Origin of the sequence: Streptomyces colwelliae, assembly GCF_048158785.1 — a bacterium.
Taxonomy (GTDB): Bacteria; Actinomycetota; Actinomycetes; order Streptomycetales; family Streptomycetaceae; genus Streptomyces.
The window spans coordinates 1-16,162 of record NZ_JBLTJC010000243.1 but is presented as its reverse complement, the minus strand read 5'-3'; the positions used below and the strand labels follow the sequence as shown (position 1 = coordinate 16,162).

At 68.5% G+C, this 16,162-nt stretch carries 12 protein-coding genes and 1 tRNA gene; 2 read left to right on the top strand and 11 right to left on the bottom strand.

The features are described from left to right. Positions 1–166: 166 nt before the first annotated feature. Positions 167–418, top strand: a complete 252-nt coding sequence (locus tag ACNFOC_RS36390) for a hypothetical protein (RefSeq protein ID WP_416963298.1) — start codon at positions 167–169, stop codon at positions 416–418. A 33-nt stretch (positions 419–451) separates the two neighbouring features. Here ACNFOC_RS36390 and ACNFOC_RS36385 read toward each other — a convergent pair whose 3' ends face one another. Further along, positions 452–1,834 carry a hypothetical protein gene (locus ACNFOC_RS36385; protein ID WP_416963297.1) on the bottom strand — a complete coding sequence of 461 codons (1,383 nt, stop codon included), beginning with the start codon at positions 1,832–1,834 and terminating at the stop codon, positions 452–454. Between the two features lie 152 nt (positions 1,835–1,986). Continuing rightward, a complete protein-coding gene (locus ACNFOC_RS36380) occupies positions 1,987–2,115 on the bottom strand; it encodes a DLW-39 family protein (protein ID WP_003999697.1) in 129 nt (42 codons plus the stop codon). A gap of 338 nt (positions 2,116–2,453) precedes the next feature. On the opposite strand from ACNFOC_RS36380, the gene ACNFOC_RS36375 reads away from it, so the two are divergent. Continuing rightward, entirely contained in the window at positions 2,454–2,801 is a 348-nt protein-coding gene (locus ACNFOC_RS36375) for a DUF6344 domain-containing protein (RefSeq protein WP_416963296.1), read from the top strand. Positions 2,802–3,365: 564 nt separating this feature from the next. On the opposite strand, the gene ACNFOC_RS36370 is transcribed toward ACNFOC_RS36375, so the two are convergent. The 9 genes from ACNFOC_RS36370 to dnaA form a co-directional block, all read right to left on the bottom strand. Then, a tRNA-Ile gene (locus ACNFOC_RS36370) sits at positions 3,366–3,442 on the bottom strand. A gap of 124 nt (positions 3,443–3,566) precedes the next feature. Next, on the bottom strand, positions 3,567–4,367 hold the full coding sequence (locus ACNFOC_RS36365) for a DUF3566 domain-containing protein (RefSeq protein ID WP_416963295.1): 801 nt from the start codon (positions 4,365–4,367) through the stop codon (positions 3,567–3,569). Between the two features lie 18 nt (positions 4,368–4,385). Then, a complete protein-coding gene (gene gyrA / locus ACNFOC_RS36360; protein ID WP_416963294.1) occupies positions 4,386–6,977 on the bottom strand; it encodes a DNA gyrase subunit A in 2,592 nt (863 codons plus the stop codon). 42 nt (positions 6,978–7,019) lie between these two features. Next, on the bottom strand, positions 7,020–9,080 hold the full coding sequence (gene gyrB, locus ACNFOC_RS36355) for a DNA topoisomerase (ATP-hydrolyzing) subunit B (RefSeq protein WP_416963293.1): 2,061 nt from the start codon (positions 9,078–9,080) through the stop codon (positions 7,020–7,022). Between the two features lie 353 nt (positions 9,081–9,433). Next, entirely contained in the window at positions 9,434–9,982 is a 549-nt protein-coding gene (locus ACNFOC_RS36350) for a DciA family protein (RefSeq protein ID WP_019055159.1), read from the bottom strand. Beyond that, positions 9,979–11,100: a DNA replication/repair protein RecF gene (recF, locus tag ACNFOC_RS36345; RefSeq protein ID WP_033285729.1), complete on the bottom strand. Its 1,122-nt coding sequence runs from the start codon at positions 11,098–11,100 to the stop codon at positions 9,979–9,981. Before recF ends, ACNFOC_RS36350 begins: the two co-directional genes overlap by 4 nt. An 88-nt stretch (positions 11,101–11,188) precedes the next feature. Beyond that, positions 11,189–12,064, bottom strand: coding sequence for a phosphogluconate dehydrogenase (NAD(+)-dependent, decarboxylating) (gnd, locus tag ACNFOC_RS36340; protein ID WP_416963292.1), 876 nt, complete (start codon positions 12,062–12,064; stop codon positions 11,189–11,191). Between the two features lie 149 nt (positions 12,065–12,213). Next, positions 12,214–13,344, bottom strand: coding sequence for a DNA polymerase III subunit beta (gene dnaN, locus ACNFOC_RS36335; RefSeq protein WP_393034437.1), 1,131 nt, complete (start codon positions 13,342–13,344; stop codon positions 12,214–12,216). A gap of 1,194 nt (positions 13,345–14,538) precedes the next feature. Then, the coding region (gene dnaA / locus ACNFOC_RS36330) for a chromosomal replication initiator protein DnaA (RefSeq protein WP_416963291.1) at positions 14,539–16,162 on the bottom strand (1,624 nt) is incomplete at its 5' end.

The window sequence follows — 16,162 nt, the reverse complement described above, 5'->3', positions numbered from 1 at the left end:
GGTCGCGGCTCGGTTATGGACGTGGTGCGCGGATGAAGTTCGAGCGTGACGAGGTCACCTTCCTCGGCGGTGTCAGGCCCCGTACGGACAACAGGCGGACCAGGCACAGGCGGACCAGGCACACCAGACAGCCCAGGCCCACCAGGGCGGCCAGCACCAGCCGCCCATGTACTCCTCGTACTCCTCCCCCCACGACCTCACGCATGTCCTGTCCTCCCCCCAGCCGCGTGCTGATCCCTCTACTGCTTCATACACCGCTCAGACCCCGCAGGTTCCACCCTCGGCGCCGCTGGTTCCGCAGCACCGCGGCAGGCGGGCACGGCGCCGCCCCGGGCCGCCCGCGAAGGTGGTCATCCCGGTCCTGCTGCTCGCGCTGGCCTGCTACGCGGTGGGGTTCTGGGCGCTGACCCGCATCTGATCAGCGGGGGGGGGAGGCGGCGGTGTGGAGCGGTTACAGCGCCGCGGCCGAAGCCCGATTCCGGCGCCGTGCCGACACCGTCCACACGCCGAGCGTCGCCAGCAGCGCGGTGCCCGCGCCAATCCCGGCGACCGCGAGCACCTGCATCGCGGTGTCGCCGCCTCCCCCGACGCTCCCCGGCCCCGTCACGGCCGCCGCGCGGTCCTGTGCGGTGACGTCGAAGACGTTCCGGGGCTCGGGCCGGGCCGCGTACCCGGGACCGGCGTGCGCCGTACCGGCGACGCGCACGCGCAACGTCACCGGGAACGGCCCCTGGCCGAAGTCGTCGGCCAGTTCCGCGTCGAGGTGCACGACGAGGTAGTACGACCCGGCGAAGCGCATCCCATTCTCGTGGTCGACGACGGAGTAGCGGTTGCCGTACTCGACGGGCGGCAGGGGCTCCAGTGCCACCGACCTCTCGCTGCCCCGGTAACCGAGGCCGGCCTCGTCGACGGAGGCGCGCACGGGGTTGTAGAGCGCCAGGTCCAGCGCGCGGGTCACATAGCCGCTGCCGCCGCCCGAGGCGCCCAACTCGGCGGTGACGGACAGCTGTTGGCCCCAGTCGACCGGCACCTTGTAGAAGAGGGTCCGGCCGGGCCCGATGTCGTCCCGCCACGCGCCCTGCCCGACGGCGACCGCCCCGGCGAAGCCGGAACCGCCCGCACGATGCTGGGCCTCCCCCGTGACGGCCTCCGGCGACGCGGAGTTCCACTCCTGGGGCGCGTCGGTCGAGCCGGCCTGTGCCAGCGAGGGTTCGGAGACCGCGGTGAGTTCCAGGCCCCAGGTGTCCGACGAGGAGTCCGACGCGTCGACGCGCTCGACGAGCACGTAGTACCTGCCGCTGCCCTTACACAAGGCCTTGCCCGCCTCCCGTACGGCCCAGGCGGCCACGGGGTGAGGACTCCTGCCGGCCCCGAAGGTGGCGCTCCGGTGCGTACAGCCGGTGCCCTTGGAGTTCCGCATCGACACCTTGATGCCGTCGGTGGCGGCGACGGTGGTGCCCGCCGGAGGCACGGCGGTCACGGACACGTAGACATTCGACGTGTCATCGAGATCAAGGCCGTAGTAGACACTGGCCCCCTTCGAGAGGGAACTCCTGTACGTCCCTCCGGGTTTCAGGTCTCGGGCGTCGGCGGTGCCGGTCGCTCCGTCGACGACCCGGTCGCTCTGGTCGTAGCCGTAGGAGCCAGGTGACCCGGCCGCCACGGCGGGCCGGCCCGTGAGGGCGGCCGTCGCGCACAGCACCGCGGCGAGGACCACAACACGTCGTACGGCCCCAGCGACGGGCGTACGGCCGCCCTGTGCCCGCGTCCGCCACCACGCCGTACGCCGCCCCATCACGCGCCACCCCTCGTCGTTGCTCCGGACGTGGCCCATCCTGCCCCGCACGCGCGCGTGGCATCCGGGCAATCCGTGCGAGCGTCCGAAACTCCCGGGTCGTGGCGGCCGTACCCGCACGTCGGCGGGGGCGCAACACAAAGCCCCGACCGCCAGGCGGCCGGGGCTTGATCAGAACTGGATCTCGGTGCTCAGGAACCCGTGGGCACGGAGTCGGTCGCCTCCGTCCACAGGTCCTGCTCGGCGCGATCCGCCTGGATCTGGCGGTACACGAGGAGACCGCCGATGGCAGCCAGTGCGACCAGGAGAAGCTTCTTCACCGCGCGACCTCGTCTTTCTTTGACGTAGGGGGACCTCTGTCGCCCGACTATACACACCGACCGAGACCGATCGGTGACCTGCGTCCGGGGCCAACTCCCGCCCGGGACAACGCAGTAGGAGCGGACGCAACCGCTCCGATCGGAGGGTGATCACACCCCCACGGGCAGTTACTTCGCCCTTCTTTCGAGCATATTCGGGTGTTTTCTGGCCTCTTGCACCCATCCGAGTGGTGTTCATCAGAACATCGACGCGCCATGGGCGTCGGTCCACCACTTCGCGACCCGCATACACATCATGAGGAAAGTACGCAAATCGCCCAACCTGAAAGTGAGGGGCCATGGCCCAGATCAAGGTCATGAAGTTGTGGAACGCCTTCGTCACCGGCTTCCTGGCACTGTGCACGGCGCTCGGACTCATCACGGTCACCGCGGCGGCCGCCGCCGCTGCTCCGCGGACCGAGACGACCAGCACCAGCGCCGTCGCCCAGACGACGACACCGGCGGTCTCCCCCTGGACCTTCACCAGGTCACTGCCCCCCACGATGAAGCAACGCATCCGCGCCGAGGCCCACGGCAAGTCCCCCAGCTGCCGCCACCGCCCGCCGACGGACACGGACGAGACCACGGAGACGGCCGACGCGACCGAGCCGGACCACGCCGAGCCGGCGGCACCCCTCCAGCGCTGACCCCAGCGCCCCAGGACCGCCCTGCGCGCCGACACCCCGGCACGCGACCTCCCTGGCCTCACCTGACCCGACCTGCCCGACCGTCCGCCCTCTCTGACACAGCGGCGAACTTGCGTACAAAGCTCCAGAGACAACTCAGAGGACCCCGAAAACCCCTGGCCCATCACGGTCGGGGGTCTTCTGGCGTGCCCACGACTCATCCTTCCCCGGCCCCACCGAACGGCCCGTCCGTGCGGACAGTCCCGCCGGGTGCGCGGCAGGGGCACTTCCACAAGCCGCCCGTCGTGGATCATCCACAGGCCGAAGCAGTCGTCTTCTTCATCGTGGATCAGTACCTGAACGGTGTGCGGCGACGGCCAGGGCAGAGACTCAAGGTGTCCCAGCAGTCCGGCCCACCGACTCCGTCGCACGAACTCGATGGCCCAGCCGCCGAACATGCCGTGGCCGATGTCGACGAACCCGGCCGACATGAGGGCACAGCAATCGAGTTTCGCCCGGAGCCTGAACCGTCCTCTCCGTAGACGCCAAAAACCCCCAACCGCAACCGGTTGGGGGTCTTCTGGCTGGTGGGGCTAACAGGATTTGAACCTGTGGCCTCATCCTTATCAGGGATGCGCTCTAACCAACTGAGCTATAGCCCCGCCGCGCTCTGCGGAGTGTGTCCCGCGCGCTGACTCCTGAAGATTAGCGCACGACATGGGCAGTCCCAAAATCGATAGTCACAGGACTGTCGACAGGGGTTTCAACCCGCGTTCACGCGTCTTCTCACTCGTCCTCGGCGAGCGTCAGCTCGATGCCGCCGACGAAGCCGGCGGAGAGGTTGTAGATGAACGCGCCGAGCGTCGCGAGGGCCGTGGCCAGGACGACGTCGATGACCGCGATGATCCCCGCGAACGTCAGGACGTGCGGGAGGGACAGGAAGGACTGCAGGTCGAAGCCGTTCGACTCGTTCGAGCCGGTCGCCTCCGAGATCGTGCCGCCGACCGTCGAGAAGACCCCCATCGCGTCCATGACCATCCACAGCACCGCGGACGCCACGACCGTGCAGATGCCCAGCGCGATGGAGAGCAGGAAGCTGACCTTCATCACCGACCACGGGTCGGCCTTGGCCACCCGCAGCCGCGCCTTGCGGGTGCGCGGCGCGGTACGCGCGCCCGTGCGCGGACGCCGTACGGCACCGCTCTGGGCGGCGGGCGCCTGCGTGGGGTAGGCCTGCGGCGGGTGGTACGGCCCCGCGGCCTGCTGCGGCTGGCGCTCCCCCGGCAGCGGGGAAGGCGGCGGCGCGACGGGCGGCGCGGGCTGAGCCGGCGCCTGGCCCTGGGCCGGAGCCTTGGCGCCGGGCGCGGCCGGACCCGCACCGGCCGACTGCTGCTGGGTCTGCGGACCTCGGGTGTCCGTCACAGTTCCCCCCTGGGATCCATGCGTGTCGGACGCGTGCGCGTCCGTCTTCTTCACGTCGATCGCCCGCAGTTGGGTCGTGTGCGGATCTGTCGCGTTCGCGGCGGAGCCACGGCCGCCGCCGTCCGTGTCCGTACCGGTCGATCCGGCGCCCGTGGCTCCGCTCACGATGACTCTCTCCTCGTGCTACTCGTCCGAGGGTGCGTCACCCTCGTCCGTGCCGGTGGTCGCGACACCCTCGGCGGTCTCGTCGGCGGCTTCGTCGCCGACGACTTCCTCCGCCTCGGATCCCGCCTCGGCGTTACGAGCGATACCGACGACGGCATCGCGCTTGCCCAGGTTGATCAGTTGGACGCCCATGGTGTCACGGCCCGTCTCCCTGACCTCGTTGACTCGCGTACGAATCACACCGCCGGACAGCGTGATGGCGAGGATCTCGTCGGTCTCCTCGACCACCAGCGCGCCGACGAGGGAACCGCGGTCCTCGACGATCTTGGCGGCCTTGATACCCAGGCCGCCGCGACCCTGGACGCGGTACTCGTCGACGGCGGTCCGCTTCGCGTACCCGCCGTCTGTGGCAGTGAACACGAACGTACCGGGTCGAACAACATTCATCGAGAGAAGCTGGTCGCCCTCGCGGAAACTCATGCCCTTGACACCGGAGGTCGCACGCCCCATGGGGCGCAGTGCGTCGTCCGTGGCCGTGAACCTGATCGACTGTGCCTTCTTGCTGATCAGCAGCAGATCGTCCTCGTTCGAGACGAGTTCGGCGCCGATCAGTTCGTCGTCGGAACCGTCCTCCGTCTCACGGAGGTTGATCGCGATGACACCGCCGGAGCGGGGTGAATCGTAATCCTTCAGAGGCGTCTTCTTCACCAGGCCGCCCTTGGTGGCGAGGACCAGGTAAGGAGCCGCTTCGTAGTCACGGATCGCGAGGATCTCGGCGATCGCCTCGTCCGGCTGGAAGGCGAGCAGGTTCGCGACGTGCTGCCCGCGCGCGTCCCGGCCGGCGTCGGGGAGTTCGTACGCCTTCGCGCGGTAGACGCGGCCCTTGTTGGTGAAGAACAGCAGCCAGTGGTGCGTGGTCGACACGAAGAAGTGGTCGACGATGTCGTCTTCCTTGAGCTTCGTGCCGCGTACGCCCTTGCCGCCGCGCTTCTGGGAGCGGTAGTCGTCCGCCTTGGTGCGCTTGACGTAGCCGCCGCGCGAGATGGTGACGACGATGTCCTCTTCGGCGATGAGGTCCTCGATGGACATGTCGCCGTCGAAGGGCACCAGCATCGTCTTGCGGTCGTCGCCGAACTTCTCGACGATCGCGGCGAGTTCCTCGCTGACGATGCCGCGCTGGCGGACCGGGGAGGCGAGGATCGCGTTGTACTCGGTGATCTTCGCCTGGAGTTCGTCGTGCTCCTGGATGATCTTCTGGCGCTCCAGGGCGGCCAGTCGGCGGAGCTGCATCTCCAGGATGGCGTTCGCCTGGATCTCGTCGATCTCCAGGAGGGCCATCAGGCCCGTTCGCGCGATGTCGACGGTGTCGCTGCGCCGGATCAGCGCGATGACCTCGTCGATGGCGTCCAGGGCCTTCAGGAGGCCGCGCAGGATGTGCGCCCGCTCCTCGGCCTTGCGCAGCCGGAACTTCGTCCGGCGGACGATGACCTCGATCTGGTGCGCCACCCAGTGGCGGATGAACGCGTCGAGCGAGAGCGTGCGCGGCACACCGTCGACCAGGGCCAGCATGTTGGCGCTGAAGTTGGACTGAAGGTCCGTGTGCTTGTAGAGGTTGTTCAGTACGACCTTGGCGACCGCGTCCCGCTTCAGGACGATGACGAGGCGCTGGCCGGTACGGGACGACGTCTCGTCGCGGACGTCCGCGATGCCGCCGACCTTGCCGTCCTTCACCAGGTCGGCGATCTTCTGCGCGAGGTTGTCGGGGTTGGTCTGGTAGGGGAGTTCGGTGACCACCAGGCACTGGCGGTTCTGGATCTCCTCGACCTCGACGACCGCGCGCATGGTGATCGAGCCGCGCCCGGTGCGGTACGCCTCCTCGATGCCCTTGCGGCCGACGACGAGCGCACCGGTCGGGAAGTCGGGGCCCTTGATGCGCTCGATCAGCGCGTCCAGCAGCTCCTCGTGGGAGGCCTCGGGGTTCTCCAGGCACCACTGGGCGCCCGCCGCGACCTCACGGAGGTTGTGCGGCGGGATGTTGGTGGCCATGCCGACCGCGATGCCCGCCGAGCCGTTGATCAGCAGGTTCGGGAAACGGGCCGGCAGGACGGTCGGCTCCTGCGAGCGGCCGTCGTAGTTGTCCGTGAAGTCGACGGTCTCCTCGTCGATGTCACGGACCATCTCCATGGACAGCGGCGCCAGCTTGCACTCGGTGTAGCGCATGGCGGCGGCGGGGTCGTTGCCCGGAGAGCCGAAGTTGCCGTTGGAGTCCACCAGCGGCATCCGCATCGACCACGGCTGCGCGAGGCGGACCAGCGCGTCGTAGATCGAGGAGTCGCCGTGCGGGTGGTAGTTGCCCATGACGTCGCCGACGACACGGGCGCACTTGTAGAAGCCCTTCTCGGGCCGGTAGCCGCCGTCGTACATGGCGTACAGGACGCGGCGGTGGACCGGCTTGAGGCCGTCGCGGACGTCGGGCAGGGCTCGCGACACGATGACGGACATCGCGTAGTCGAGGTACGAGCGCTGCATCTCCGTCTCAAGCCCGACGGGCTCGACGCGCTGGGCGATGACGCCCTCTTCAGGCGTACTGGGAGTGTTCTCGTCGGCCATTGCTGGTGAAGATCCTTCCTGATGCGGTCAGCTGAGACCGACTCAGATGTCGAGGAAGCGGACGTCCTTGGCGTTGCGCTGGATGAACTGGCGGCGCGCCTCGACGTCCTCGCCCATGAGGACCGAGAACAGGTCGTCGGCCTGCGCGGCGTCATCCAGGGTGACCTGGCCGAGGACGCGGTGCTCCTGGTCCATCGTGGTGATGCGCAGCTCCTCGGCGTTCATCTCGCCGAGACCCTTGAAGCGCTGGATCGAGTCTTCCTTGATGCGCTTGCCGCTCTGCCGGCCCAGCTCGATCAGGGCGTCGCGCTCACGGTCCGAGTACGCGTACTCGAAGTCGTCACGGCCCCACTTGATCTTGTACAGCGGGGGACGCGACAGGAACACGTGCCCGGCCTCGACCAGCGGCCGCATGAAGCGGAACAGGAAGGTCAGCAGCAGGGTGCTGATGTGCTGACCGTCGACGTCGGCGTCCGCCATCAGGATGATCTTGTGATAGCGCAGCCTGGCGATGTCGAAGTCCTCGTGGACTCCGGTGCCGAAGGCGGAGATCAGTGCCTGGATCTCCTGGTTCTGCAGGATCTTGTCGATCCTGGCCTTCTCGACGTTGAGGATCTTTCCCCGGATCGGGAGGATCGCCTGGTACTGCGGGTTCCGGCCGGACTTGGCCGAGCCGCCGGCGGAGTCACCCTCGACGATGAAGATCTCGCACTTGGTGGGGTCGTTCGACTGGCAGTCGGACAGCTTGCCCGGCAGGGACGCGGTCTCCAGGAGGCCCTTGCGACGGGTGAGGTCACGGGCCTTGCGGGCCGCCACGCGCGCGGTGGCCGCCTGGATGCCCTTGCGGATGATGTCCGAGGCCTCGTTCGGGTTGCGGTCCAGCCAGTCGTTGAGGTGCTCGTAGACCGCCTTCTGTACGAAGGTCTTCGCTTCGGTGTTGCCGAGCTTGGTCTTGGTCTGGCCCTCGAACTGCGGCTCGGCCAGCTTCACCGAGATGATCGCGGTCAGACCCTCGCGGATGTCGTCGCCCGTGAGGTTGTCGTCCTTCTCGCGGAGCAGCTTCTTGTCGCGCGCGTACTTGTTGATCAGTGACGTCAGCGCGGCCCGGAAGCCCTCTTCGTGCGTACCGCCCTCATGCGTGTGGATGATGTTGGCGAAGGAGTACACACCCTCGCTGTAACCGCTGTTCCACTGCATCGCGACCTCGAGGGACAGGCTCTTGTCCTTGTCCTCCGCCTCCAGGTCGATGACGGTCGGGTGCACCACGTCTCCCTTGCGGGAGTTGAGGTACGTCACGTAGTCGACGATGCCGCCCTCGTAGTGGTACGTGACGGTCTTGACTTCGTCCTTCTCGTCCGCACCCGCCTCGTCGGCACCGGCCGTGGCCTTCGCCAGCTCGCGCTCGTCAGTGAGTTTGATCGTCAAACCCTTGTTGAGGAACGCCATCTCCTGGAAGCGCCGCGACAGCGTCTCGAAGGAGTACTCGGTGGTCTCGAAGATGTCCGGGTCGGCCCAGAAGGTGACCGAGGTGCCGGTCTCGTCCGTGGCCTCGTGCTGCGCGAGCGGGGCGGTCGGAACGCCCAGCTTGTAGTCCTGCGTCCAGCGGTGTCCGTCGGTCCTGACCTCGACGGCGACCTTGCTGGACAGCGCGTTCACCACGGACACGCCCACGCCGTGCAGACCGCCGGAGACCGCGTAACCGCCGCCCCCGAACTTGCCGCCCGCGTGCAGCACCGTCAGCACGACCTCGACGGCCGGCTTGCCCTCGGACGGGACGATGCCCACCGGGATGCCTCGGCCGTTGTCGATGACGCGGACGCCGCCGTCGTGAAGGATCGTGACGTCGATCGTGTCCGCGTGGCCGGCCAGCGCCTCGTCGACGGAGTTGTCGACGACCTCCTGCACGAGGTGGTGCAGGCCGCGCTCGCCGGTCGAGCCGATGTACATACCGGGTCGCTTGCGGACCGCGTCCAGACCCTCGAGGACGGTGATGGCGCTGGCGTCGTACGAGGCGGTGACCTCGCCGTTCGAGGTGCGAGCCCCGCCGTTGGCGCCGGCGTCGGTGGACGGGATGTTCTCGTTGGGGTTGCCGGAATCGGCCACGAAGCGCCCTTTCTGGCACAGCACAAGCCAGGCTCCCGGCGGGTGGCCGGAGCGGCTGCGGCGTGTTGCGTTGGTAAGCCTTAGTCAGCGTTGCTCGGTGTGTGTCCCACAAGTGGGGCGGGATTGCTTCCAGTCTACCGGTAGCGCCGACATGGATGGGGGTTTGCCGGTACCTGAGTCCTCATGTGCCGCCCTCAACCGGTCTCTCCCGACTCCCCATATGCGGAACGGGGCTCAAAGAGGCTCACGGAGGCACTCAGCGCTTCCGGGTGTCAACCCTTTGCTACTCCGGGGTCAGGTCGGTATTCGCAACCGCGTCCGTTCACCCTCCGGAGCCCGCGCTGTGATGTCAGTCACCCATAGGTGTCGCCGGGACCCGTGCTGCCGGGAGCGCGCAGGGGACCGTAGCGGCGGGGCGGCCCACCAGGGCCGTTCACCTTGAGGAGCTTCACCGTGCCGTGCCCCAGGTCCTCGTTCAGCCGGGCCACCAGCTGCGGGGCGAGGAGGCGCAGGTTCGTCGCCCAGGCCGTCGAATCGCAGCGCACGATCAGGACCCGCTCGTCCTCGTCGTACTTCTCCGGTACGCAGTGATTGGCCAGGTCCTCACCGACGATCTGCGGCCAGCGGCCCATCACACCGCCCACCGCGGCCGGCGTCTCCCAGCCGCGCTCGTTCAGCAGCCGGTTGATCGCAGCACCGAGGGCCATCGGGTCGCGGCCGTCGGCGCGCGCGCCGGAGCGCAGACCGCCGCGCCGCGCCTGCTTCTTCTGCTGCGCCGCGTCCCCACGCGCGCGTGCCTGTTCCTTCGCGGCGCGCAACGCCACGCGCGCGAGGTCGACGCCGGAGGGTTCGGCGGCCTTCTTGGGCGCGGGTTCCCCGGCCGGGGGCTGATCGGTCGTCATACGCGCTCCACCGCCCCCTCCGCCACGCTGTACCGCGTCCCCGCCAGCACGTGCGGCACGTCGTCGTCGACCGCGGCCGTCACCAGCACCTGCTCGCCGGGCGCCACCAGCTCGGCCAGCCGCTCCCGACGCCGCGTGTCCAACTCCGCGAACACGTCGTCGAGCACGAGCACCGGCTCATTGCCCTCACCCCGGAGCAGGTCGTACGACGCGAGCCGCAACGCCAGCGCGTACGACCAGGACTCACCGTGCGAGGCGTATCCCTTGGCGGGCAACTGACCGAGTTTGAGAACCAAATCGTCCCGATGCGGTCCTACGAGGGTGACGCCCCGCTCGATCTCCTGCTTGCGCGCCTCCGCGATCGCCGCCATCAACTGCTCATAGAGGTCCTCACGCGTGTGTGCCTCACCGGGCGCCGACGGCTTGTACTCCAGGGCCACCGGGCCGCCACCGGGGGCCAGTTGCTCGTACGCCTTGTCCGCGAGGGGCTGCACCGCGGCGATCAGATCGAGCCGCTGGGCGAGCAACTCGGCCCCCACGCGCGCGAGATGCTGATCCCACACGTCGAGCGTGGACAGGTCCATCGACCGCCCGCCGTGCCGCCGCGCCAACGCGGCCGACTTCAGCAGGGTGTTGCGCTGCTTGAGCACCCGCTCGTAGTCCGAACGGACACCGGCCATGCGCGGAGAGCGCGCGGTGATCAGCTCGTCCAGAAAACGCCGCCGCTCCCCGGGATCACCCTTCACCAGGGCGAGATCCTCGGGCGCGAACAGCACGGTCCGTACGATGCCCAGCACGTCACGGGGTCTGACCTGCGAGGACCGGTTGATGCGGGCGCGGTTGGCGCGGCCGGGGTTCAGCTCCAGTTCGACCAGCTGCTGCCGCTCGCCCTGTCTGACCTGCGCCCGGATGATCGCGCGCTCGGCGCCCATGCGGACCAGCGGAGCGTCGGAGGAGACGCGGTGACTGCCCAGGGTGGCGAGATAGCCGATGGCCTCGACGAGGTTGGTCTTGCCCTGCCCGTTGGGCCCCACGAACGCGGTGACGCCGGGGTCGAGCGGGACGTCGACCCCGGCGTACGAGCGGAAGTCGGCCAGCGACAGATGCGTGACGTGCATGGTCGTTCGCCGACCTCCCCCAGGCTGTGGATCCACGGGCCCGGGGCCTGTGGATCTGCGGATCTGTGGATTACTTCGTCGTTGTGGACTACTTCGTCTCGACGGCGTGGCCGCCGAACTGGTTGCGCAGCGCCGCGATCATCTTCATCTGCGGCGAGTCCTCCTGGCGCGACGCGAACCGCGCAAAGAGGGAGGCCGTGATCGCGGGCAGCGGCACGGCGTTGTCGATGGCGGCCTCGACGGTCCAGCGGCCCTCACCGGAGTCCTCGGCATAGCCCTTGAGCTTGTCGAGGTGCTCGTCGCCGTCCAGGGCGTTGACGGCAAGGTCAAGCAGCCAGGAGCGGATGACGGTCCCCTCCTGCCAGGAGCGGAAGACCTCGCGGACGTCCGTCACCGAGTCGACCTTCTCCAGCAGCTCCCAGCCCTCGGCATAGGCCTGCATCATCGCGTACTCGATGCCGTTGTGGACCATCTTCGAGAAGTGGCCCGCGCCGACCTTTCCGGCGTGGACGAAGCCGAAGTCGCCCTCGGGCTTCAGGGCGTCGAAGACGGGCTGGACCTTGGCGATGTTCTCGGCGTCGCCGCCGACCATCAGGGCGTAGCCGTTCTGGAGGCCCCAGACGCCGCCTGAGACGCCCGCGTCGACGAAGCCGATGCCCTTGGCACCCAGCTCCTCGGCGTGCTTCTCGTCGTCCGTCCAGCGGGAGTTGCCGCCGTCCACGACGACGTCGCCGGGCTCCAGGAGCTCCGCCAGCTCGTCGACGGTGGCCTGGGTCGGGGCGCCGGCCGGGACCATCACCCACACCACGCGCGGGCCCTTGAGCTTGCCCACAAGCTCTTCCAGGCTGTGGACATCGGCGAGGTCCGGGTTGCGGTCGTATCCGATGACGGTGTGGCCTGCGCGGCGGATGCGCTCGCGCATGTTGCCGCCCATCTTGCCGAGGCCGACGAGACCGAGCTCCATCAGTTGTTCCTTAGGGTGCGACGTGGCATGAAGGCACTTGCGTACCTGTGTCCGAGCCTAAACCCGGACGGTCATGCACACCTGTGGGCATACGCGCTCAGAAGTACCGAGCGGTATGCCCCGACCTGCGGTGTTCTCGTCGGTACGGATCAGCCGCTGAGGCGGACCGGCATGATCAGGTACTTGTAGGCCTCGTCCGCCTCGGCGTCCAGAGCCGGCTTGCCACTGAGCAGCGCGGGCTTCGTGGAGGTCGTGAAGGACAGCTGGGCCACCGGGGAGTCGATCGCGCTCAGGCCGTCCAGCAGGAACGTCGGGTTGAAGGCGATCGACACGTCGTCGCCCTCGAGGTTCGCGTCGACCCGCTCCACAGCCTGTGCGTCGTCGCTGGAACCGGCCTCCAGGATCAGCACACCCTGCTCGAAGCTCAGCCGCACCGGGGTGTTGCGCTCGGCGACCAGGGCCACGCGCTTGACGGCCTCCACGAAGGGGGCGGTCTCGATCACGGCGATGGTGTTGAACTCCGTCGGGAACAGCGAGCGGTACTTCGGGAGGTCGCCCTCCAGGAGGCGGGTCGTCGTACGACGCCCGGCGCCCTCGAAGCCGATGAGGCCCTCGCCCTGGCCCGAGCCGGACAGGGCCAGGATCACGCTGTCGCCGCTCGTGAGGGCCTTGGCGGTGTCCAGGAGCGTCTTGGCGGGCACCAGGGCGACCGCGGACGCCTCCGGGTCCTCCGGCTTCCACAGGAACTCACGGACCGCGAAGCGGTAGCGGTCGGTGGACGCCAGCGTCACCGTGTCGCCCTCGATCTCGATGCGCACACCGGTGAGGACGGGCAGCGTGTCGTCACGGCCGGCCGCGATGGCCACCTGGGCGGCCGCCGAGGCGAACACCTCACCGGGGACGGTGCCGGTCGCGCCCGGCATCTGCGGCAGCGCCGGGTACTCCTCCACAGGGAGTGTGTGCAGGGTGAAGCGTGAGGAGCCGCAGACCACCGTCGCCCGTACACCGTCTGTGGAAATCTCCACCGGCCGGTTGGGCAGGGCGCGGCAGATGTCGGCGAGCAGCCGGCCGGAGACGAGGACCGTGCCCTCCTCCTCGACCTCCGCGTCGACCGACACGCGCGCGGAGACCTCGTAGTCGAAGCTGGACAGGCTCAGCTGCCCCTCCTCTGACTTCAGCAGGAGGCCGGCGAGGACCGGCGCCGGCGGACGGGCCGGGAGGCTGCGTGCCGCCCAGGCCACTGCCTCCGCGAGTACGTCGCGTTCCACCCGGATCTTCACTGTTGCCGCCTCCTGCTGTTGCCGGCGCTTCTCGGCCTGCGTGGCTTCGTCGTCTGTCTCGGTGTCGTCGGTCCCTGTGAGGGGAAGGACATCGGGGAACAGTCTGACGCACGGCACTGACAGTAGGTGCCTATCGGGGTCAAGTCGTGACGAGGGGCTGTCGGGCGACGAAGCGCGAGTTGTGCACAGGCCCCGCTTCGAAACGGTTTCCCAGCTCTCTCTAGTTGCTAGTAGTAGTAGGGGCTGTGGATACCGTGGATAACCGCGTTTTCGCAGGTCAGGCCGGGAATTTTGTCCACCGACCCTGTGGGCGACGGCGGTGGACAACCTCGGGTTTCTGTGGAGAACGGAAAGTTCTGCACACCCCGTGCACAGCCGAGGGCCACTTCTCCCCAGCGCCGTCCCCAGCTTTACCCACCTTTCCCACAGCCCAACCCGGCACCTTCGTGTGACGCCTTTCACTCGACACGGTGAGATGGCGCGTTGCGTTGCCGAACAGTGGACAGCGGTGTGGAGAAGCTGGAGATCGCTGGGGACAACCGGCCCCAGCCTGTGGGTTGTCGGTGGACAACTTGATCCACAGGCTGGGGATCAAGGATCCGTCCACAGCCTGTGGATATCTTTTGTCCACGAATCCACAAGCACCTGACCTGGTCTGATGGTCCCTCACTCGCGGAGCCTGTGGACACGATCTGGACAACTTCACAGTCCCCAGGATGTGGACGGAAGAAAGTCGCCGAATCTGTGGAGGACGGCCGTAACCCGGCGGGTATTCGAACAGCCGGTGGTCGGTCCGTGGGTTTGAAACGAGGGTGAGCGGCTGCCGGATCGGCTCACGGCGGGCTCCAAACGGGCTCCAAAGGGTCTCCGGACGGGCTGAGGACCGGCCGCGGACCGCTTCAGAGTGGCTTCCGGGACGCCTCAGAGTGGCTCCGGAATGGCTCCGAGGCAGGTCCGGAACCGCTGCGGATCGTCTCCGGACGCCCCTGTACACCTCCGGGATTCGCTCTCTCGACGCCTCTCCGACGGCGCCGTCTTCCTCCTCTCCCTGCGCCCGCCGAAGCGCCTCCCGTCGTCTCCGAGCGCCGTACCGGCCGTCGTACCGACCGCCTCCCGGCACGACGAAGGGCGCCCCGGGAGAGATCCCGGGGCGCCCTTCGGTGTCGTAGCTCTGGTGTCGTAACTCCGCGGCTGTCAGCCGTTCTTGATGCGGTTGGTCAGTTCGGTGACCTGGTTGTAGATCGAGCGGCGCTCGGCCATCAGCGCGCGGATCTTGCGGTCGGCGTGCATGACGGTCGTGTGGTCGCGGCCGCCGAACTGCGCGCCGATCTTCGGCAACGAGAGGTCGGTCAGTTCGCGGCACACGTACATGGCGATCTGCCGGGCCGTGACCAGCTGGCGGCCGCGTGAACTGCCGCACAGGTCCTCGACCGTGATGCCGAAGTAGTCGGCGGTCGCTCCCATGATCGCGGTCGCGGTGATCTCCGGTGTCGAGTCCTCGCCGCCCGGGATCAGGTCCTTCAGGACGATCTCGGTGAGTCCGAGGTCGACCGGCTGCCGGTTGAGCGACGCGAACGCCGTCACCCGGATCAGCGCCCCCTCCAGCTCGCGGATGTTCCGCGAGATGCGGGAGGCGATGAACTCCAGGACCTCCGGCGGGGCGTTGAGCTGCTCCTGCACCGCCTTCTTACGAAGGATGGCGATACGAGTCTCCAGCTCGGGCGGCTGGACGTCGGTGGTCAGGCCCCATTCGAAACGGTTCCGCAGCCGGTCCTCCAGCGTCACCAGCTGCCTGGGCGGCCGGTCGGAGGACAGCACGATCTGCTTGTTGGCGTTGTGGAGCGTGTTGAAGGTGTGGAAGAACTCCTCCTGCGTCGACTCCTTGTCCGCGAGGAACTGGATGTCGTCGACAAGAAGGATGTCCATCTCGCGGTACCGCTTGCGGAAGCTGTCGCCCTTGCCGTCGCGGATCGAGTTGATGAACTCGTTGGTGAACTCCTCCGAGCTCACGTACCGCACGCGCGTGCCGGGATACAGGCTCCGCGCGTAGTGCCCGATCGCGTGCAGCAGGTGCGTCTTGCCGAGCCCCGACTCCCCGTAGATGAAAAGGGGGTTGTACGCCTTCGCGGGCGCCTCGGCGACGGCGACCGCGGCCGCGTGCGCGAAGCGGTTCGAGGCACCGATGACGAAGGTGTCGAAGAGGTACTTCGGGTTCAGGCGCGCGGTCGGTTCCCCCGGGCCCGCGGCCGGCGCGGGCTTCGAGCCCAGCGGTCCCGGACCGCCGCGGTGCACATGACCGGAGTTGGCGGGCGGGTGCGAGTCGGACAGGTCGCGGCGCGCGTCCCGCTGGTTGTACTCCGCGCGGGACTTCTCGTACTCGGCCCGCGACTGTTCGTACTCGGCGCGCTGCTGCTCGTACGACGGACGTTCCATCGACTGCGGGCGGTACTCCTGCGCCGGCGGCGCGTACTGGTCCTGCTGCGACTGGTACGAGTCCTGCGGCGGACCGTACTTGTCCTTGGCCGGTGCCCCGTACTGATCCTGGGACGGCGGTCCGTACTGGTCCTGCGGCGGCGACGCGTACGGGTCCCGCTCCGGGAAGCCGAGTCGCTGCTGCTGCCAGCCGTAGTCGTCCTGCGCGGGCCGCGGCCAGGCGCCCGGCTCGGGACGCTGGTACTCCGACGGATAGGCGACCAGCCGCGCGGCATGCGGCACGGCCAGGCCCACGAAGCCGAGCGGGCCGGCCACGGCGGTCGCGGCCCCGCACAGCAGCACGACCGACGCGGCGCCCAACACCCGTGTGGTGGACAGCCGTTGG